Annotated in this window: 17 protein-coding genes and 4 pseudogenes; 5 read left to right on the top strand and 16 right to left on the bottom strand. The window is 57.5% G+C overall.

What is annotated here, in order from left to right; translation table 11 throughout:
- Nucleotides 1-49: 49 nt before the first annotated feature.
- Nucleotides 50-184, bottom strand: a pseudogene (locus ACCD05_RS27905) (CrpP-related protein); the annotation flags it as partial.
- A gap of 251 nt (nucleotides 185-435) precedes the next feature.
- Between ACCD05_RS27905 and ACCD05_RS27900 the strand changes: the two are divergent.
- The 4 genes and pseudogenes from ACCD05_RS27900 to ACCD05_RS27885 all read left to right on the top strand — a co-directional run bounded on the left by ACCD05_RS27900 (nucleotide 436) and on the right by ACCD05_RS27885 (nucleotide 4,965).
- Nucleotides 436-1,416: a FecR domain-containing protein gene (locus ACCD05_RS27900; protein ID WP_112436335.1), complete on the top strand. Its 981-nt coding sequence runs from the start codon at nucleotides 436-438 to the stop codon at nucleotides 1,414-1,416.
- Nucleotides 1,417-1,496: 80 nt separating this feature from the next.
- The gene (locus ACCD05_RS27895; protein ID WP_413396822.1) at nucleotides 1,497-4,181 is read left to right on the top strand and encodes an EAL domain-containing protein; all 2,685 of its coding nucleotides are present in this window, start codon (nucleotides 1,497-1,499) and stop codon (nucleotides 4,179-4,181) included.
- Between the two features lie 124 nt (nucleotides 4,182-4,305).
- Nucleotides 4,306-4,521, top strand: a pseudogene (locus ACCD05_RS27890) (DUF1236 domain-containing protein); the annotation flags it as partial.
- A gap of 318 nt (nucleotides 4,522-4,839) precedes the next feature.
- Nucleotides 4,840-4,965 (top strand): hypothetical protein, encoded by a 126-nt coding sequence (locus ACCD05_RS27885; protein ID WP_283193941.1) that lies wholly within the window; start codon nucleotides 4,840-4,842, stop codon nucleotides 4,963-4,965.
- A gap of 82 nt (nucleotides 4,966-5,047) precedes the next feature.
- On the opposite strand, the gene ACCD05_RS27880 is transcribed toward ACCD05_RS27885, so the two are convergent.
- The 6 genes and pseudogenes from ACCD05_RS27880 to ACCD05_RS27855 form a co-directional block, all read right to left on the bottom strand.
- The gene (locus tag ACCD05_RS27880; RefSeq protein WP_413396820.1) at nucleotides 5,048-5,827 is read right to left on the bottom strand and encodes a sulfite exporter TauE/SafE family protein; all 780 of its coding nucleotides are present in this window, start codon (nucleotides 5,825-5,827) and stop codon (nucleotides 5,048-5,050) included.
- Complete coding sequence (locus tag ACCD05_RS27875; RefSeq protein ID WP_413396818.1) at nucleotides 5,824-6,255, bottom strand: DUF6691 family protein; 432 nt, start codon at nucleotides 6,253-6,255, stop codon at nucleotides 5,824-5,826. The genes ACCD05_RS27880 and ACCD05_RS27875 overlap by 4 nt, the downstream gene beginning before the upstream one ends.
- Nucleotides 6,252-6,662, bottom strand: coding sequence for a YeeE/YedE family protein (locus ACCD05_RS27870; RefSeq protein WP_112436338.1), 411 nt, complete (start codon nucleotides 6,660-6,662; stop codon nucleotides 6,252-6,254). Before ACCD05_RS27870 ends, ACCD05_RS27875 begins: the two co-directional genes overlap by 4 nt.
- A complete protein-coding gene (gene bigR, locus ACCD05_RS27865; RefSeq protein ID WP_111564772.1) occupies nucleotides 6,659-7,006 on the bottom strand; it encodes a sulfite-sensing transcriptional repressor BigR in 348 nt (115 codons plus the stop codon). The genes ACCD05_RS27870 and bigR overlap by 4 nt, the downstream gene beginning before the upstream one ends.
- Nucleotides 6,997-8,295, bottom strand: a complete 1,299-nt coding sequence (blh, locus tag ACCD05_RS27860; protein ID WP_413396816.1) for a bifunctional sulfur transferase/dioxygenase Blh — start codon at nucleotides 8,293-8,295, stop codon at nucleotides 6,997-6,999. The genes bigR and blh overlap by 10 nt, the downstream gene beginning before the upstream one ends.
- 342 nt (nucleotides 8,296-8,637) lie before the next feature.
- Nucleotides 8,638-8,802, bottom strand: a pseudogene (locus tag ACCD05_RS27855) (IS3 family transposase); the annotation flags it as partial.
- Between the two features lie 234 nt (nucleotides 8,803-9,036).
- Here ACCD05_RS27855 and ACCD05_RS27850 point away from each other — a divergent pair.
- Nucleotides 9,037-10,236 carry an IS256 family transposase gene (locus ACCD05_RS27850; RefSeq protein WP_112949848.1) on the top strand — a complete coding sequence of 400 codons (1,200 nt, stop codon included), beginning with the start codon at nucleotides 9,037-9,039 and terminating at the stop codon, nucleotides 10,234-10,236.
- A gap of 40 nt (nucleotides 10,237-10,276) precedes the next feature.
- Here the strand turns inward: ACCD05_RS27850 and ACCD05_RS27845 are convergent.
- The 9 genes and pseudogenes from ACCD05_RS27845 to ACCD05_RS27805 all read right to left on the bottom strand — a co-directional run.
- Nucleotides 10,277-10,438: pseudogene (locus ACCD05_RS27845) on the bottom strand (IS3 family transposase); the annotation flags it as partial.
- Between the two features lie 71 nt (nucleotides 10,439-10,509).
- Nucleotides 10,510-12,033 (bottom strand): cryptochrome/photolyase family protein, encoded by a 1,524-nt coding sequence (locus ACCD05_RS27840; protein WP_112949849.1) that lies wholly within the window; start codon nucleotides 12,031-12,033, stop codon nucleotides 10,510-10,512.
- A 230-nt stretch (nucleotides 12,034-12,263) separates the two neighbouring features.
- Nucleotides 12,264-13,577, bottom strand: a complete 1,314-nt coding sequence (locus ACCD05_RS27835; RefSeq protein ID WP_112949850.1) for an ABC1 kinase family protein — start codon at nucleotides 13,575-13,577, stop codon at nucleotides 12,264-12,266.
- Entirely contained in the window at nucleotides 13,574-13,921 is a 348-nt protein-coding gene (locus ACCD05_RS27830) for a thiol-disulfide oxidoreductase DCC family protein (protein ID WP_413396813.1), read from the bottom strand. The genes ACCD05_RS27835 and ACCD05_RS27830 overlap by 4 nt, the downstream gene beginning before the upstream one ends.
- The gene (locus ACCD05_RS27825) at nucleotides 13,918-15,051 is read right to left on the bottom strand and encodes an FAD-binding domain-containing protein (RefSeq protein ID WP_413396811.1); all 1,134 of its coding nucleotides are present in this window, start codon (nucleotides 15,049-15,051) and stop codon (nucleotides 13,918-13,920) included. The genes ACCD05_RS27830 and ACCD05_RS27825 overlap by 4 nt, the downstream gene beginning before the upstream one ends.
- A gap of 250 nt (nucleotides 15,052-15,301) precedes the next feature.
- Nucleotides 15,302-15,502 (bottom strand): DUF2256 domain-containing protein, encoded by a 201-nt coding sequence (locus ACCD05_RS27820; RefSeq protein WP_413396809.1) that lies wholly within the window; start codon nucleotides 15,500-15,502, stop codon nucleotides 15,302-15,304.
- Between the two features lie 472 nt (nucleotides 15,503-15,974).
- Nucleotides 15,975-17,180 (bottom strand): tryptophan synthase subunit beta, encoded by a 1,206-nt coding sequence (trpB, locus tag ACCD05_RS27815; RefSeq protein WP_112436343.1) that lies wholly within the window; start codon nucleotides 17,178-17,180, stop codon nucleotides 15,975-15,977.
- Nucleotides 17,181-17,294: 114 nt separating this feature from the next.
- Nucleotides 17,295-17,741 (bottom strand): NUDIX hydrolase, encoded by a 447-nt coding sequence (locus ACCD05_RS27810; RefSeq protein WP_112949851.1) that lies wholly within the window; start codon nucleotides 17,739-17,741, stop codon nucleotides 17,295-17,297.
- A gap of 286 nt (nucleotides 17,742-18,027) precedes the next feature.
- The coding region (locus tag ACCD05_RS27805) for an SDR family NAD(P)-dependent oxidoreductase (protein ID WP_413396806.1) at nucleotides 18,028-18,814 on the bottom strand (787 nt) is incomplete at its 5' end.

The raw sequence follows: 18,814 nt of genomic DNA, 5'->3' as shown, positions 1-18,814 counted from the left end.
CGTTGAAACGACGTGAGATGTGTATCCTTAAGGCTGCATCTTCCACTTCCCAACCGAACTTCCAAGCATCGTGCCTGATCGCGCGGTCTCCAACCAAATCGGGATCTGACTTAGCTAGCTGCTGTGGACGAACATAGGGATTGTCATGCATGGGTAGGCCTAACAACCGAGCTCTCCCACCCACCTCCTGTAGGTCAATCAATTCATCAATCGTCAAACGTGCCCCCAAGATTGCGAGGCAACTAACTCAAATGCAGTCGATTTCAAGGTGCACGACTATCAGTTTCTCGCCTGGCAACGGTTGTAGGTCAACGCCGCCACGGTTGCGGTAGCGACCGGTTCTGTACGCCAGCGGACGAGGGCTATTGCTGCTTCTCTATAATCATTCTTAACTGAAGCGTGCCCTTATACCATTATCAGTCTAGGGGGCAGTGCATGTCGTTTGTTTTTCGTTGGGTTTTTCTGGTGGTTGTTTTCTTTTCCGGTCCAGCCCAGGCTGCCAGCGATGACTGGGTTGTCGTTAAGACCACAAGTCAGGTTAAGGTAACGGTCGATCAATCGACCTGGTCCGACGTCCATGTTGGAGATGTAGTTCCAAACAAGGCATGGCTATCGACTGGGCCTCGCGGGCGACTGCAGCTTACGCGAGGCGTCGAAGCAATCTCATTGCAACCAGACACACTCGCTTCCATCACAACGTCTGGCTTCTTCGCCCGCAAGACTGAGATCCTTCAGCAGGTTGGTTCGATTGACCTCGAGATCGAAAGGAGAAGCCAGCCTCATACGACTGTTCAGACGCCGTTTCTCGCCGCCGTCGTGAAGGGGACCATCTTTCACGTGACGGTCGGCAGGACCAAGGCATCCGTTTCAGTGGATCGGGGACTGGTTGAAGTTACCTCATTTGCGAGCGGACAGCGGTCCAACATCGGTCCCCGTCAGAAAGCGGCTGTTGATCGCAAGCAAGGAATGACAGTGTCGGGCCAAGTAGAACCATCCATTATTAGTGTTCCGCGTTCGGCTGCGCGCATTCCTGCAATCGGGCAAGTGAAGCCGAGCGGAGGACCGGTAACCGCCGGCCGCGCTTCCGCAGGTAAAGGAGCGTCTGATAGCAAAAGCAGCAACGCAAGTGGAGAAGGTAGCAGTAATGGAAACGCTGGCGGTTCCGGCGGCAACACCAGTGGAAATGGCAACAGCGGCCACAACGGTGGTGGAAACGGCGAAGGAAATAACGGGAATGGAAACGGCAACGGTGGCGCAGGCGGGAACGGCAGCGGCGGCGGCAATGGTAACGGTGGTAACGGCAACAGTGGTGGTGGAAATGGAAACGGAAATAACGGGAACGGCAATGGTAATGGGGGGGCAACCGGAAACGGAAACAGTGGAAATGGTAACGGCGGCAGGGGCAACAACAAGTGATTGCCAAATCCAAGGCTCTCTGGAGGTCGCTAGGCGGTAGATCTGGGTCTGTTGTTCTTCGACTTGCCCTAATTGCCAGCATGATAGCATTGCCGTTGGTCGCGCCCGGTATGTTTGTGGTGCAGAATTGGAACGACAACTTCGTCGCGAAGCGATTTCAAATGGCTCCCCGCAGTGCCACCGGGACGCTCGCGTTCATAGCCATCGATAAAAAGAGCTTGGACGCTATAGGTATCTGGCCTTGGCCACGTGGCGTATACGCCGAGCTGATCGACCGGATTTCCGCTGCTGGTGCTGGTGACATTTTCATCGACGTCGACTTCAGCACACCTTCACAGAAGTCTGAGGATGATAAGCTTGCCGCAGGTCTCGACCGAGCTGGTGGAAGTGTCCTTCTCCCAATTTTTCGCCAGCAAGTCACAGCTAAGGGTTTTAAAACCACTATCACCAAGCCGATTGGCTTGCTGGCCGAGAAGTCATGGCCAGTGTTCGCAAATGTTGCATTGGATCTGGATGGCAATGTTCGTCGCTTCTCGCTTGGAGAGGAATCTGATGCCGTCTCCACGCAATCCGCTGCGGCTTCTTTGGCGAAATCAGACAGGCATACCGGGACGTCTTTGATTGATTTTTCAATACGTCCGGATACCGTTCCGACGTTCTCTTTGTCTGACGTGCTCAACGGTCATGTGGGCGCCGATGCGCTGAGAGGGAGATCGATTGTTGTTGGAGCCTCGGCCACTGAACTGAAGGACATCTTCCCCGTTCCAATTTATAGCGTGTTGGCTGGTCCAATGATCCATGTTCTTGCAGCCGAAACCTTGTTGCAGAATAGGGACCTTCGCACCTTCAACCAACTACCCCTTGAGTTGTTTTTTTCCGCGGTGCTGATTGTGGTCGCTCTGACCTGGCGCTCGATCGGCATCGCAAGCTTGGCAATTCTTACGGGATCTTTGGGGTTGCTGATCGAAATCGTCGCGTTTCTTCTTCAGAAGGAGTTCGGTTTCATCATTGGAACCGCCGTCCCGTGGTTGATCCTGTCGCTTTCTTTTCTGATGTTTCTCAATGAACGGCTTGATTTCGGGCAAATGCTCCTTGTCGTCGCAAACGTCGAGAGGAAAAATACCCGCCGGTTGATGGAACGGATCATTCAAGACAGTTCCGACGGTGTCATTGCGTTCGACGGTCGTCTCAAAATTATCGAAGCGAGCCAGTCTGCCAAGCAGCTATTCAATACAAAGGTCGGTAACGATCTTTTCAACCATGCCGATCCTACAGTTGTCGAAGCCGTGCAGGTGCTCATCGCGAAACATTGCGCCGACCCTTCGAAAATTCATTCGACGACCATGGAGTTCTCGACGCAGGTCGGTGCGAGGACCGTTCATCTCGAGGTCGTCACAACGATCTCACCGAACGAGCGAACTGACGCTACTCAACATGATGACGGTTTTGCTGGCTGCCTCATTTTAAGAGACGTGACAGCTCGTCGACTATATCATGAACGGCTGCGATACCTAGCCGAACACGATGAGCTCACTGGACTTCTCAATCGTCGCGAGTTCGCAGCCCGCCTTGATGTGTCCAAGGAGGCCCGCCAAATCGCGGTGCTTGACGTCGAGCGATTTTCTGGCGTCTGCGCGACCCTCGGTCGGGATACCGGCGACGACGTGCTGAGGGCTATAGCCACCCACCTGCGTTCAGAGTTGGGCGAGATCCTCATTGCCAGATTGGCAGGAGATATTTTCGCAGTCGCTTTGAGTTCCCCGGACCTTCAAGAGGCGGAACGTGTCGCTTCTAGGCTTCTTGATCTGTTTACGGATCCAATCGCCGTCGGGTTCACCTCGGTACCTGTCGGTATTCGGGTTGGTATTGCGCAGAACGCCGATGCCAGTGCTGAAAGCCGCGTCAGGGAGGCCGAGTCCGCACTGGATTTGGTACGCTCTGTGCCTGGCCGCCAGTGGGCGCAATATGATCCCGCTTCGGCCGTTCGCCAAGCGCGAGCGCGGCGTCTGGAAGCTGACATGCGAGAGGCGCTCGTACAAAGCCAATTCTTCTTGCTGTACCAGCCACAAATCGAACTCGCCAGTGGCCGGCTGATCGGCGCTGAGGCTCTTATCAGGTGGCAGCATCCGGAATTCGGTCTTATCTCGCCTCTCGAATTCATCCCGATCGCGGAGTCCACCGGGCTTATATGCGAAATGGGGCGCTGGACACTGATGGAAGCATGCACAGAGGCAGCCAATTGGCCAGGCGACATCTCGGTGGCAGTCAACGTGTCTCCTATTCAGTTCGCAAGGTCCGACGTTGAGGCGAGTGTTCAGGAAGCAATAGCCGCTTCCGGTTTGGCCGCGTCGCGTCTCTGCCTCGAGTTGACCGAGTCCACATTTTTGGAGCAAGGCGGACCAACTATCGAGAAAATGCGCAGATTGAGAGGTGTGGGAATTTCCATAGCACTTGACGATTTCGGCACGGGCTACTCGTCAATGAGTTACCTGGCTTCGCTTCCTTTGGATAAGCTGAAAATCGACCAGTCTTTCGTTCGGGTCATGAACGCCGATGGTGGTGCTCTGGAAATTGTCAAAGCTGTTGTTTCGCTGGCGCATGGGCTGAAGCTCGCCGTCGTCGCGGAGGGGATCGAGGGCAAGTCTGAAGTCGAAACCCTGCAATGGCTCGGATGCGAAACGGGGCAAGGCTATCTCTTTGGGAAGCCACAGGCGGCGCAGGAGCTCTTTGAGCGTACCACCGCACTTCTGGCAGTTGGAACGTGACCTCGTAATGGAGTTGCGATCAATCACTATAAGTACATTTCTTTTTGCCATCATTACTTCCAGCGCCACCTACGTGGCTGCGCCATCGGAGCCTGCAGCAATTACAGCCGTTTGTCCGGCGCTGCCGCCGCCGGCAAAGGTTGTTACTTATGTTCGCGAAGCGCCGGCTCCGGCAGCGCCTGTCGTCGTGCAGGAAAAGGTCGTCGTCGGTCATGCCTTGCCAGAGACTGTCGTGGTCACGCCGGTTCCCGAGAACCCGAGATATGGCTACGCGATCGTCAACAACGAGCGGGTCATTATCGAACCTTCGGCCCGCAAGGTGATCCATGTCATCAATTGATCGAGCCCGGTTGGCGGCCCGGCAACTGCCCGTGCCGCCTGACCCGATTGGACCGCCGCCGCCGAGTTGCGGCGGGCGAACATCCACGGCCTCGCAAGCGCTGCGTTTGGAATAGCCACGGTCGTGGGCACGGTTACGGTCGCAGCGGCCATGGCCTCCATCGGCATGGCGGAGACCACGGAGCAGGATTTGCGCGATCTGAGGGATCCCGATCTCTGGAGTTGGCTCCCGAGGCCGATATCGCCATTCTGGACATGCGCCTCGCCGATGGGCTGACAGGGCCGGAGATCGCAAGGCAGCTGGTCGAGCGTTTCAACATTGGTGAACGCGAACTGCAGCCGCGCCCAGCATTTCGGCTTCGAGACCAAGGAAGGTCATGATGACTTCATTGTTGATGACCTCAAACTTGATGCCGCCACCTCTGTTCCGGAAACGACATCGTGACTTCACATCTCGGTCCATTAGATCACAACGTTGGGTGATGAATGTTCAGGCCAACCATACCCGGCGCCTGGCAGGGCTGACCTCAAGAGGACGTGGCGCCCCCGCTCCGGTAGAAGATATAGCCGGCGACGATGAATATGAGCGCCCCGAACAAGCGGTTGAGGACGTTCTTGTAGGCGCTCAGCCGCGTCGCGAGCATCATGCCAAGCAGGCCGCCAACAACGCCTCCACCGATGAACTCGGCTGCTAGCCACCAGTCCACCAGCCCGGACGCTGCATAGTTCAGCGCGGTTGCCAGCCCGAACGCGCCGACTGAGAGGAGCGACGTGCCGACCGCGTTAATCATCGGCATGCCGGTGGCAAGCATCAGACCTGGGACGATCAGGAACCCCCCGCCGATCCCAAAGAAGCCGGAAGCCGCTCCCGCGGCAAGCGCCACGGCCGCAGTGACAAGGCACATCCTGAGATCGACCGGCCGATTTTCGACTGGTGTCGGCTTCCTGGGCTTGAGCATAAGAGCGCCGACCACGACCATCAGTATGCCGAACAGGAAGATCAGCCGGTCTCCGTCCATCGCCTTTCCGAGGCTGGAGCCGGCAAGCGCGCCGAGGACGCCTAGCGCGGAGAAGACGGCTGCGCACCGCCACCAGACGTGCCCCTTGATGGCGTGGCTCGCGAAGTTGGCGAAGGCGTTCACCGAGACCGCCAGCGCGCCGGTCCCGATCGCGACATGCGGCTGGGCGACGCCGACGACGTAGAGGAGGAGCGGGGTCGCCAGGATCGACCCGCCACCGCCTAGAAGGCCGAGCATGAAGCCGACGATCCCGCCGGAACCGACGGCCGCAAAGACGGAACCAGTCATGTCCTTGTGCTCCAGACCCGGTCGTAAAGGGTCATGCCGATCAGCATGGCCAAGACGAAAAGGACCGTCTGGGGGATGCCAGCCGACAGGGAGGCGACAGCAGGACCGGGGCAGAAGCCGCCAATCCCCCAGCCGAGACCGAAGAGCGCCGAACCAATGACAAGCGGCGCGTCGATCTTTCGGTTCGTGGGCAAATGGAAGCTGTCGTCGAAGGCCGGGTGCCGCATCCGCTTCATCACCTGCACGCCGACGAAGGCGACGGCGACGGCGCCGCCGAGGACGAAGGCAAGACTTGGATCCCAGTTGCCGAAGACGTCGAGGAAGCCCTGGACTCGAACAGGGTTCAGCATGCCGGAGAGCGACAAGCCGATGCCGAAGACGATGCCTGAGGCAACGGCGGCGCCGAATTGGTAGCTGTTTCTGCTCATAATCCAAGTCCTCGAAGAACTGCGACGGCCATCACGCCGGCCGACAGGAATGTGGCGACGGCCACCATGGATCTCGGCGACAGGCGGGCAAGCCCGAGAACGCCGTGCCCGCTGGTGCAACCAGAGCCCATGCGCGAGCCGAAGCCAACGAGCAGCCCGGCAACGATGATCAGCGGCCAGGTTGCGGTGATCTCGACGATCGGCCACCCGCCGAATGCCAGCAGGTACGCCAACGGCCCGATCAGGAGGCCAAGCACGAAGGCGAGATTGGTAGTCAGTCCGACGCCTTGCGCCAGACGCCCGACGATGCCGCTAATGCCGGCAATCCGGCCGTTCAAAAGCAGGAGCATGGCCGCGGATGCGCCAATCAGCATGCCGCCTGCCAAAGACTGGAGATAGGGGGTCATGTCTCTTCCTCCGCACAGAAGATATCGTAGAGGGCGCCGACGAGCCGGGCCGCCTTCTCTTCCGTCAGGCGGTAGAATATCTGCTTTCCCTCCCGCCGGGTTTCGACAATGCCCGAGTTCCGCAGCACCGTCAGATATTGAGAAAGATGCGGCTGATGGAAGTCGAGTTTTTCCTCGAGTTCGCTGACCGAGAACTCGCCCTCGACCAGCGTGCACACGATCATCAGCCGCGCCTGGTGGGACAACGTCTTCAGGAGATCGGCAACCTCTCCGGCCCGGCCTGCCATCTCGGCAAGGGAGAGGCCTGCCTTCGCTACAGCTTTCGATACGGGACTCATTCCCATGCGGCTCCCTGCAATGCGTCGAGCGGAAACTTGAGGTAGCGCTTGCCATTGGCTTCAGGCTCCGGCAAACGTCCGCCGCGAATATTCACCTGCAGGGCGTGCAGGATCAGCTTCGGCATCGGCAGCGTCTTGTCACGTTTCGTCCGCAGCGCGACGAACTGGTCTTCGCTCACGCCAGCAAGATGCCCGTTGGACTTCTTCTGCGCGGCGACAGTGCTCTCCCAGCGCGGAGCACGGCCGCCTCGCTGGTAGTCGTGTCCGGTGAAGATGCGGGTCTCGTCCGGCAGGGTGAGGATGTCCTGGATCGACGTCCAAAGGATGCGGGCGTCGCCACCCGGAAAGTCGGCGCGCGCCGTGCCGCTGTCGGGCATGAACAGCGTGTCATGGACGAAGGCCGCGTCGCCGACCACATAGGTGATCGAGGCAAGCGTATGGCCTGGCGAGAACATCACCTTGGCGTCGATGCAGCCGACCTTGAATGTCTCGCCGTGAGCGAAGAGCCGGTCCCATTGCGAGCCGTCGGTGACGAGCTCTGGCCAGTTGTAGATCCCCTTCCACAGCCGCTGCACATCCACGACGCGTTCGCCGATCGCGGTTCTGGCACCGGTCTTCTCCTTCAGATACTGGGCTGCGGAGAAATGGTCGGCATGCGGGTGGGTGTCGAGGATCCACTCGACCGTCAGATCATTCTCCCTGATATAGTCGAGGATCGCGTCGGCATTGATGGTCGCTGTGGCTCCGGCCTTTTCGTCGAAATCCAGCACCGGATCGATGATGGCGCACTTGCCGGTATCGGGATCGGACACGACATACTGGACGCTCCAGGTGCGCTTGTCGAAGAAGCCCTTCACTTGCGGGCGGCGTGCCGCGTGCTGCTTGAGCCAGGCCGCGGCGGCGCTCGTGTCGAAGCCGTGGGCACGGCCGAACTCGATGACGTCTTCGGCAGCCATCCGCCCGTCCAGAACCTCGCCGATCAGATACAGGCTGAGGGATCTCGTGCCGGACTTGCAATGGGCGAACACCCGGCCGTCGGACGCGTCGAGCGCCTTCTGGAACGATCGCACGTCCGCTTCGGTAATGGTGCCGAGCGTGATGGGAACGAAGAAATAGGAGAGGCCGCAATGTTCGGCCGCCTGGCGTTCGGCCTCCGTTCCCGGCTGGGCGGCGTCCTCGGCGTCGGGACGGTTGTTGATAAGCGTCGCAAATCCCTGGTCACGCAGGGACCTGATATCGTCGACGCTCGGCTGTGGCGAGACCGAGAGCTTCTCGCAAATCTTGATGACAGGCATGGCTGGCTCCGTAATCTTATCTAATATACATTTTAATATAACGTATAATGTTTATGTTTCAAGTCCGCTCGATGGGCAGATTGTCGCAGCGTACTGCGGGGCTGCCGCTTCGGTGCATGGCGTGCGCCGAACGAAAGACAGCCGAGACGTCACCACCTCTCGCTGATAAGAGAAGGACGTTAGGGCAGAAAGCAAAGGGGGAGAAAATTTGGACTTCATGAAACCGCCGAAGTCGCTCGAACAGCCGCTCTATGAGCTGATGTCCTGGGTGCTGTTTTATCCGATCACCATGTCGCGCTCTGGGCATCTCCGGTGGGGATGCGGATAAAAACTTGGACTGATCTAGACGCTGAGGCCAAGACTTCTGCGATACTCGATGGGACTGAGTGATCCCAATGATAATTTGATGCACTTTTCATTGTACCATCGGATGTAGGCATCAACCTCGCGGACAAACTGCTCGATCGTGATGGTTCTCCAGTCGCCAGGATAAAACAGTTCCGTTTTTCCCGGTTGATCAGGTTCTCCGGCGCAGGACTAACTTCTTCCATATGCGAGCCAAAACGCAGTCGCCCCGGTCTGGGATCGTGCCCCACCGAGTGGTGTAACTCGGCGGTAGCGCAGCCTCTCGCGAGCGCGCCCTTAATTGCGCTGTAGCGAGTGAGGGGCTGTGCGGGCGGCCATCAGTGTTTTCCGCTAGGGTCGGGTTGTTCAAGACACAACCTGACGGAAAGATCACTGATGACCACTGACATGATGAACGTGCGTTCGCTCGTTGAGAAGAGCGCTGATGCGGATTTGTTGCGCGAGATGATCGGCTTTGCCGCTGAGCGGCTGATGGAACTGGAGGTCGGCTCAGCTACGGGTGCAGGTTTCGGGGAGAAGAACCCTATGCGGCTTGCCCAGCGCAATGGCTACCGTGACCGCGATTGGGAGACGCGAGCTGGCACAGTCGAGCTTCGCATTCCGAAGCTGCGCAAAGGTAGCTACTTTCCGAGCTTCCTCGAACCGCGCCGCATGGCGGAGAAGGCTCTGACTGCTGTTATCCAAGAGGCGTATATCCAAGGAATATCGACACGGTCGGTCAATGATCTGGTCAAAGCCATGGGGATGAGCGGCATCTCCAAAAGCCAGGTGAGCCGTCTATGCGAAGAAATCGACGTCAAGGTGAAGGCGTTCCTCGACAGGCCGATTGAAGGCGAGTGGCCGTATGTATGGGTCGATGCGACCTACCTCAAAGTCCGGCGTGGCGGTCGGATCGTCTCGGTCGCCGTCATCATCGCGGTCGGCGTCAACAGCGACGGTCGGCGCGAAGTCCTGGGTATGGAAGTCGGTACATCGGAAGCTGAGCCAATCTGGACGGAGTTTTTGCGTCGGCTGACCCGCCGAGGTCTACGCGGGGTTAAGCTGGTTGTTTCCGATGCGCATGAGGGCATCAAAGCTGCCGTTTCCAAGGTTCTCAACGCCACATGGCAGCGGTGCCGCGTTCACTTCATGAGGAATGTGCTGGCGCATGCCGGAAAGAGCGGGAGGCGGGTCGTATCCGCCTTCATCGCAACGGCCTTTGCCCAAGAGACGCCGACGGCGGCCAGCGCTCAATGGCGAAGTGTTGCCGATCAAATCAGACCGAAAGTGCCGAAGCTTGCCACTATCATGGATGAAGCTGAAGACGATGTGCTCGCCTACATGACCTTCCCGAAAGAGCATCGGGCGAAGTTACACTCGACGAATCCAATTGAGCGTCTCAACGGCGAAATCAAACGACGAACCGAGGTTGTCGGCATCTTTCCCAACGATGAAGCCATCGTCCGTCTCGTTGGCGCATTGCTCATGGAGGCGAACGACGAGTGGACCGTCCAGCGAGGCAGATACCTGACCCTTGAGACCATGGCTCAAATGAGCGATGATCCCCAAATCAGCTTGCCCGCTGTGGCCCGCTGATAATCGCTCCGACCTGGGGCGGAAGGCACGGCACTCAGCCGCCAGCTACACCACCTATGTGGACACGATCCGGTCTGGCGACGACCAAACTCTCCTGTTTCATCAATCGCTGCACAACCTTTTCCGAGATTGTCACGCTCTGCCTTGCCAGTGACGCCTGCAGTCTGCGATAGCCGTAGCAGCGATCGTTGCTTTCGAAGATTCTGTCAGGCTGCGGCGGATGGCGTCGGGTGTGCGGTCATTGCGTTATTCCATTATAAGTGGATGGCAATTTTACTTGAGATTGGCCAGGAATATTCTGGCTTGTTGCCGTAGCTCGTTCTGAACCGCCCTATCCATCCGGTCCCAGGTGGCATAGGGCTGCGCCAGCCGGCGGTTTGACCGTAACTTGCTGCGATTGCGCGCGAGGAAATCCCAATAGAGTGCGTTGAATGGACAGGCATCCTCACCAATGCGCTTTTTGGGGTCGAAGCGGCAGGTCCCGCAATAGTTGGACATCCGGTTGATGTAGTTTCCACTTGCCGCATAGGGCTTAGTCCCGAGAAATCCACCGTCGGCAAACTGGCTCATGCCGACGACATTCGGCAGCTCGACCCATTCATAGGCATCGGCGTAAACTCCGAGATACCAGCGATGCACGGCCTTTGGATCGATCCCAGCAAGCAGCGCGAAATTGCCGGTGATCATCAAACGCTGGATATGGTGGGCGTAGGCATTCTCGATCGTCTCGTTGATGACCGTCGCCAGGCAGTTCATGTCGGTTTTGCCGGACCAGTAGAAGGAGGGTAGGGGACTTTCGTTGTCGAAGAAATTGCTCTCTGCGTAGCCTGGCCCTGCATGCCAGTAGACGCCTCGCATATATTCGCGCCAGCCGATGATCTGGCGTATGAAGCCCTCGACGGCGTTGAGCGGCGCGGCTCCGTCGAAATAGGCTCGCTCTGCGGCGCGACAGACGGCAAACGCGTCGAGGAAGCCGATATTGATGTAGAAGGACAGGAGCGAGTGATTGAGGAATGGATCATCCTGCAACATCGCGTCCTGCGTTTCGCCGAAGTTGGCCAGGAAATCGGCGATAAAACCGTCCAGAACCTCTTTTGCTTCCGCCCGTGTGACGGCAAAACCAAAGCGCTCAAGCTTGCCGAAATTGTCCGGAAACAGCTTCGCAACGGTCGCGAGGACCTCGGTCGTGATCTCGTCGGCTTCAAAACGGCGATGGCGCGGTCGCAATAGGTCAGGCTCGGCCGACTTGCGGTTTTCCGCGTCGAAATTCCAGCGGCCACCGACCGGCGCTTCGCCTTCCATCAAGAGGCCGGTCCTGCGTCGCATGTCGCGATAGAAGAATTCCATCGTCAACGATTTCCGACCCGCAGCCCAGGTCTCGAATTCTTCGTGAGAGCAGATAAAGCGGCTGTCGGGACGAATCTCGACTGGCATGCCAAGGCTTTTTGACCACCGCTTCATCTCCTCGAGCACCCGCCATTCGCCAGGTTCGGTGACACATATCGCTTCCGGCGTCACACTCTCGATGGCTCGCTTCAGCTCGCTTGTGAAAGAGCCCCCGTTGTCGGCGTCGTCGATTTTGGTATAGCGGACCGCAAACCCTGCCTCCCGCAGCTCATCGGCGAAATGGCGCATGGCCGAAAAAATGAAGGCGATCTTCTTCTTGTGGTGGCCGACATAGGCCGCCTCGGCCATCACCTCGCACATTAGGACGACGTCCTGATTCTTGTTCGCGCCATCCAGCGACGAAATCTGCGGACAAAGCTGGTCGCCCAGGATCAATATCAGTTTTGCCAAACGCTAACTCCTCGAATCTGCAATCACTATGGTTCTCGTTCGGGACGGCCGGATGCTAAGGTCTCGATGACGATGGGTGCATGATCTTCTCTAGTGCTACGATGATTCAATCGTGGAGCGGGGATTGCTAGACAAATGCGAGGGGCGTTTGGCTTACTCTTTGCTCGGCCACGCGTTTTTCGCACCAAAGTGAACGATCAGCATCGCTCGACAGCTGTGCTCGTAATGCATCAAGTATAGGCCGCGAGACGGTCCATTATATTCATTCGAGCCTCTAGCCGCGTCAGCAGAAGCACCATGCCGCTGATCTTCCTTTGGATGAAGAGTTTGTCAGGCGGCGGCAGCCCCCAGCTCGAGCGATCGGCGATGAGAGGTGCGGCCTGGTCGCGAACCGTTCCGACAAACTGTCGATCCGCAAAGTCAAATAATCCATCACGGCTAGCGTTCAAGTGACGCAGACCAGTTCTGATGACCGCGTCGAGTGCGGGGGCGTGCCTGGAAGCCTGCGCCTTTGAGACAAAGCCCATCGAAACAAGCGCTTCTCGGACAGCTGTCCTATCTCCCGCCAACCCGGCACGCAGAAGGCCACGATAGTGTTCGACGGTTTGAGCTGGTACTTGCCGTGTTGCTCCGAAATCGAGAAGCACAATCCGTCCGCTGTCTGGTTGCCATCTATAATTGGCAAAGTTCGGATCCGTCTGCATCAGACCGAATTCGAACAACTCTTTCAATACGAGATCAAAAAGAGCTTCCGTTGCACCTCTTCCTTCGGTGGCTGGGGCGCTTACCAACGTCTCGATCGGAACGCTCACCAGAAAATCCATCGGCAGGATCGTCGGGCGAAGCAGGGCTTCGATGGGTTCGGGAACGACAAAACGGCTATCTCCCGCCAGCAAATGCCCAAAACGACCCATTTGCTCTGCTTCGCGCAGATAATCCGCCTCGTCGTGGAGCTGACGCTTTGCCTCAGCCAAAAGCGGGGCCACATCGAGACCTCGCGGAAGCAGGCCTGACATCCGTAGTAGCGTGGCGACATTGTCGATATCGGCGTCGATACTAGCCGAAACTCCTGGATATTGGACTTTGACCGCGACCTGCCGCCCAGACGTGAGAACGCCGCGATGGACTTGACCGATCGATGCCGCGGCAATGGGTGTGATATCGAATTCGGCGAAATGTCGCCTCCAGTCGGCACCCCAAGCCGAATTCAGCGTCTTCTGCAACTGGCTTGATGGCATCACATGGGCCGCGTCCCGCAACTGGGAAAGTATCACGGTTAACTCAGCAGGTAACAGGTCGCCGGCATCGAGCGACAGCATCTGCCCGAGTTTCATGGCGGCCCCGCGCATCCTTGAGAGCTGATCGGTCACCCTGCGGGCATTTGTTGGGGTCAAAAGCAAGTCCGACAAATGCGGCCGGTCTCCCCGTGCCAGTCTTTCCAGGCCTTCGCCAAGGACGCCAGCGGCAATACCACCGGCAAGTTTTCCAAGGCCAGCGAGCCGAGTGAGCCGGCCCTGCGGGACGGGACGGGTACGGTCGTTCATTGAAGCATCCTCTGAAGACGGGGCCGGTGACGCAGGAAACCGAGATAGGCTGTTTCGAACAGCGGCGTGACGGGGGGGCAACCGGCGATCAGGCCAAGCGGGCGTAGCGCCGGAATGGCGCGCCACATTGCAGCAAAAGCTGCAGCACCCGACAACAGCGTGCCGGCCTCCTCTGCATGGAACCGAGCCAAAATGTCTGCTCGGTTTAAGGGGCATGCGGTCGCAGGGTCACAGGCATCGAGGAAACGGATCGCTCCACGGCGATCGAGACGTCGTATCAAAGCGATTTCGCGGCGGCACAGCGGGCAGTTGCTATCAAACCAGACGGTCACGCGTTCGGTCATACTCGGCGACCCCTCCGATTGAGAAGGCTTGGAATCTTTTCCCGAAGGTGAAAGAAACCCTTTCGACAGTGTGGCCAGGTGCGCCGATCCCAATCCCGCAGGTGCTCGGCAAGAGCTATACCTTGCGCTGCCGATTCTGTTTTTAGCTTCTCAAGCCGATCCGCTGTTGGCCCCACCGCAGCAAAGCCGGTGACGATTTGCACCCTTCCTGATGCCTTAACGTCAGACCAGGATGTTATATCAACCCAGTCTATCACCGCGGCATTGGGCCAACGAAGTCGTGCTCGCACCAGGGCGTCGCCTAGTGACAACCGGTCCGCGTCGGTTTCCCCTGGCATCACTGCAATCTCTTGAATATCCAGGGCATTGATTCCCGCCAAGGTTTCCAACGACACGACGGTCAGCAACAGGGTCGTCGGGCAAGAAGGGTCCGGTAAGGCAAACAGTCTCGGCGGCGAAGCATCGGGGATGGAAACATTGTCAAGTGGAATAAGGGCACGAGTTGCGAGACCAATGGGCGCGAACCGGCCGCCGGTCGTCGCTTGTACGCGTTCGGCATTCGCGAGGTAAGGTTTGCCACTCGTATGCAGTCCCGCGACCCAGCGCCATGACAGCGTATAGGAGGCCTGATCGCCGTCGACCAGACGCTCCAGCATGAAGTCAGCTCCAAGCTCCCACGGCAAACCGAGGGTGAAAATCCAGATCGAGGCAAACTGCATTCGCGCCCAGTTTTGGAGATATTCTGTGGCTTGCAACTCTTGCGACCACGCATCAAAGCAGTCGATCCCCATGCGCCCGTCGCAGGCATCGGTGTAGCGGCTTGCCAAACCCCTATCGCCTTCAAGTCGTTGCTTCGCGCGCTCGACTGCCTCTTTGTAACCAGCCCAAACGCCTGGTCGTTGCTCAAGCCAGCCTTTCCAGTAGGTGCGCCAAAACACCTCGCTAATAAACTTTTCGGCGACATCCGGGCCATGCTCCGCCACGACCGCGGCAAGCAACTCCTCCTCACTGATCAGTCGACGCCGCAGTGCCGCCGATAGGCGCGAGACATGCACATGGCTGTTCGCGCCGAGATCGACGTTGCGCTTGCGCGCGTATGCCTCACCGGCCAGAGGCAAAAACCCTTCCATTCGGCTGAGTGCCGCCTCGCGTGTGAGAGGGAACGCATTTCGATCCAATTTTGAGATCCGGCAATCCAATTGAGTTCCCAGCAGCTGAGATGCTCTAAATACGTAGAAACTTAGAGTGCGGATCAAACATTTAGGTCCGGCATTCGGAAGGGGCATAGCTCTTTGAGCCCGCATGCTGTCAAGTTTAGGACTGATTCTCGATAGCATTGCGGCTTTGAAGAGCGTCTTGATGAGCTGACGTCTGGATTGATTAGTTGCTCTTCGGCATGTTTTTGTCCTGACGGCAGCGGTCTGAACAGAATTTGACATCGTTCCAGTTTTTCGCCCAGTTTCGTCTCCACGCGAAGGGCAATCCGCAGGTTGCGCAGGTTTTGGTTGGCAATTCCGATTTCTTGATCATCTTCGGCATCACCGCTTGTCCTATTTCTGTGGCGACCGCAGCCTTCGTCATGAGTGCATTTCGACGCAAAAATTGCTTTTAGGCTAGGCCTGACTTCGCTTTTCTTTTCGGACTTAAGGGCAGACCAGCACGTCTCGGCAGGGCCGTGGCCGCTGTTTGGGGGCGACCAACTGTCCTTGGCTGACGGACAGATTTCACCGTAAGATGTCAAGGCTTCGATATGGAGGGTGCCGGTGTTTCTGGATCTTTACGAATATAGGGCACGCCGCGACACGCCACCTCGACCCCGGCATCAACCGCTGACCCGGAAACTAGAGACCATGTTCATCTGGGTGGTAGGCTTCAACATCGTCATGCTGTTCCTTGGACCGGTTTTGCGGTTCATCGATCCTGGAGGCCGCGATCTCTGCATGGCGAACCCTGTCGGTAAACCGAAATTCGCGGTCTGTAATCCGATTTCTAGGCTGTTCACGGCCTGTTCAGTACGCCTGATGGGAAGACGCCCGGCACTCCGCTTGCCAACCTACTCAAGCGTCAAAAGCGTTGATACCGTAAAGATGTCCTTATCGCCGCGGCCGCAGAGATTGACGATCATCAAGGCATCGCGGTCCATGGTCGGTGCTATCTTCATGACTTCAGCAATGGCATGCGCTGGCTCCAGCGCAGGAATGATGCCTTCCACCGTCGACAGGAGTTGAAACGCCTCAAGTGCTTCGACATCAGTCGCTGATGCGTAGGTCACGCGGCCCTCGTCCCTGAGCCACGAATGCTCAGGCCCGACACCTGGATAATCAAGGCCGGCGGAGATCGAATGACCCTCCATGATCTGTCCGTCGCCATCCTGCAGAAGATAGGTGCGATTGCCGTGGAGAACTCCGGGCGAGCCTTTCGTCAGGGATGCACAATGTTCCCTCGTATCGAGCCCTTTGCCCGCCGGTTCTACGCCGCGCAGGGAAACGCCGCTATCTCCCAGAAAAGGGTAGAACAAGCCGATTGCGTTCGAGCCGCCACCGACGGCTGCGACCAGCAGATCGGGCAGCCGCCCTTCGTACTCCAGGATCTGCTTTCGGGTTTCCCTACCAATCACGGATTGCAAGGTCCTGACCATCTCGGGGTAGGGGTGAGGGCCGGCTGCAGTTCCGATCAGATAGTAGGTGTCCTCGATGTTTGACACCCAATCCCGTAAGGCTTCGTTCATGGCATCCTTCAACGTGCCATTGCCTGAGGTGACGGCGCGAACCTCAGCGCCTAAGAGCTTCATGCGGAAGACGTTTGGCGCCTGACGGGCGATATCTGTCGCACCCATGTATATGATGCACTCAAGGCCGAAACGTGCTGCCATCGTTGCCGTGGCCACGCCGTGCTGACCAGCGCCCGTCTCGGCAATAATGCGCTTTTTGCCCATGCGCAGTGCAATGAGAATCTGGCCGAGGCAGTTATTTATTTTATGAGAGCCAGTGTGGTTCAGTTCATCGCGTTTCAGGTAAATGCGCGCGCCTTGTAGCCGCTCGGTCAATCTTTCGGCAAAGTAGAGCGGGCTCGGTCTGCCAACATAATGTCGCGACAGGTCCTCCAGCTCGTCCCAGAAGTCTTGACTCGTTTTGGCTGCCTGCCACTCCTCAGTGACGGAAAGAAGCAAAGGCATCAGTGTCTCCGAAACGAACCGACCCCCAAAATTGCCAAAGAACCCATTTTCATCCGGGAGCGCATTCGGTGCAACTTTTAGCATTTGTTCCTCTTATTTTTCCTATGGAGCTATTGCGGTTGTATGCGGTCTACCGTCGTTCGGTCCGTACTTGATCACGAAGAATGCATGAGTTGGGCACGGGGCTGGATCCTGGCCTCAAGGGGTCTCGATTGCCACCAAGGATGACGCCGCTGCGTCGTAAAGGTCTGGGTGTGCCCATTCCTGTCGTGCGCCAGCCGAGCGCAGGAACAGAACGGCCAAGCTTTCATCATCATGCGAGGTCGTGATCTCTGCAGGCTCATCGGTGCGAGCAATGATCAGGTTGTTGTGATATCGATCGGTGGAAAGTGATATTAGTCGCAAACCTGTCGCTTCGATAACACAGCCGGTCTCTTCAAGCACTTCCCTTCCTCCGGCTTCCTGCCATGTTTCTCCGCGCATCTGGTATCCGCCTGGAAGTCCCAACAGACCTTCGCCCGGAGCGCGCGCGCGGCGTATACATAGAAGTTCCCCATCGCCGTTAAACGCGATAACGAACACCGTGGTCAAAGTATTGTCGTAAATTTTTCGGGCATCTATATAGCCGTTCGAACAACCGACCATGGGGCGTTAATACCTCATCTAGTTTTCTCATTCCAGAACACTTCATCGACGCTGGTCTCGCGCACGAAAATCCAGTCAGGATGTGGTTGTACATGCCATCCATTGACTGGCTTTTTTCGCTCAGTCTGTATTAAGGCTGATTGTCCCTCGTAGATAGTTTCGGGGTCACCAACAGCTGCCCAAAGCCGATCGCACCGCCAATTGCCGCATCGCTACGAAGCCGAGCCAAAGTCGCCCCAATTCTCGGATGCTAGATCCGAACCATGCTTCCTGATGTCACTTAGCGTTACCATACGATTGGTTTGCCGTCATAAGCGAAGAATCCGCCGCTGTTGACGGGCTGAAGACTGTCGAGCACCTGGAGTATTGCAGAAGCCGCGCTTTCTGGCTCTGATCTCTCATGGCCGGCGGAGAACGGATCCGACAAGGATGTCATGACACTGCCCGGATGAACTGCAACGACGACCGATTCCTGATTTATCCTGGTGACCTCGATTGCGGCAGTGTGAACGATCTGGTTGAGCGCCGCTTTCGACGATCGATAGGAAATCCATCCACCGAGCCGATTGTCGCCAATCGAACCAACACGCGCCGACAGGAACGCGAAGATCACTCGCTTTTTCCTGGCAAGCAGCGGTACGAAGTATTTCAGTATCAGTGCGGGTCCGACGGCATTGACGGCGAACTGGTCGAGCATGGCTTGTTGCGACACTTGCCGGATAGACTTCTCGGGGCCTATGCCATTGATTGTCAGTGCACCGGTGGCACAGATGATCATGTCGAAAGCCGTTGACTTCAATCCATCCGCCGCAAGGCGGATCGTCTCCTCGTTCGTGATGTTTATTCCGTCAATGCTTCGCGAAAGTTGAACAAGTTTTGAACAGTTTCGGTCCGATGCGAGGCAGCCCGAAATCGCCGACCCGATGCCGCCGGTTGCCCCGATAACAAGAGCCGAGTATCCCGCATCGAGAGATTTCATCAATGTGTCGGCCATGCGATGCTCCAATGAAAGAACACAAGGGATAAAACACCAGCGTTGGCGGCGTTTCCTTGGGTTCTGGTTGTGTTTTGAC

This window comes from Rhizobium sp. Rhizsp42, assembly GCF_047304155.1.
Classification (GTDB): Bacteria; Pseudomonadota; Alphaproteobacteria; order Rhizobiales; family Rhizobiaceae; genus Rhizobium.
This window is presented reverse-complemented; position numbering and strand designations above follow the sequence as displayed.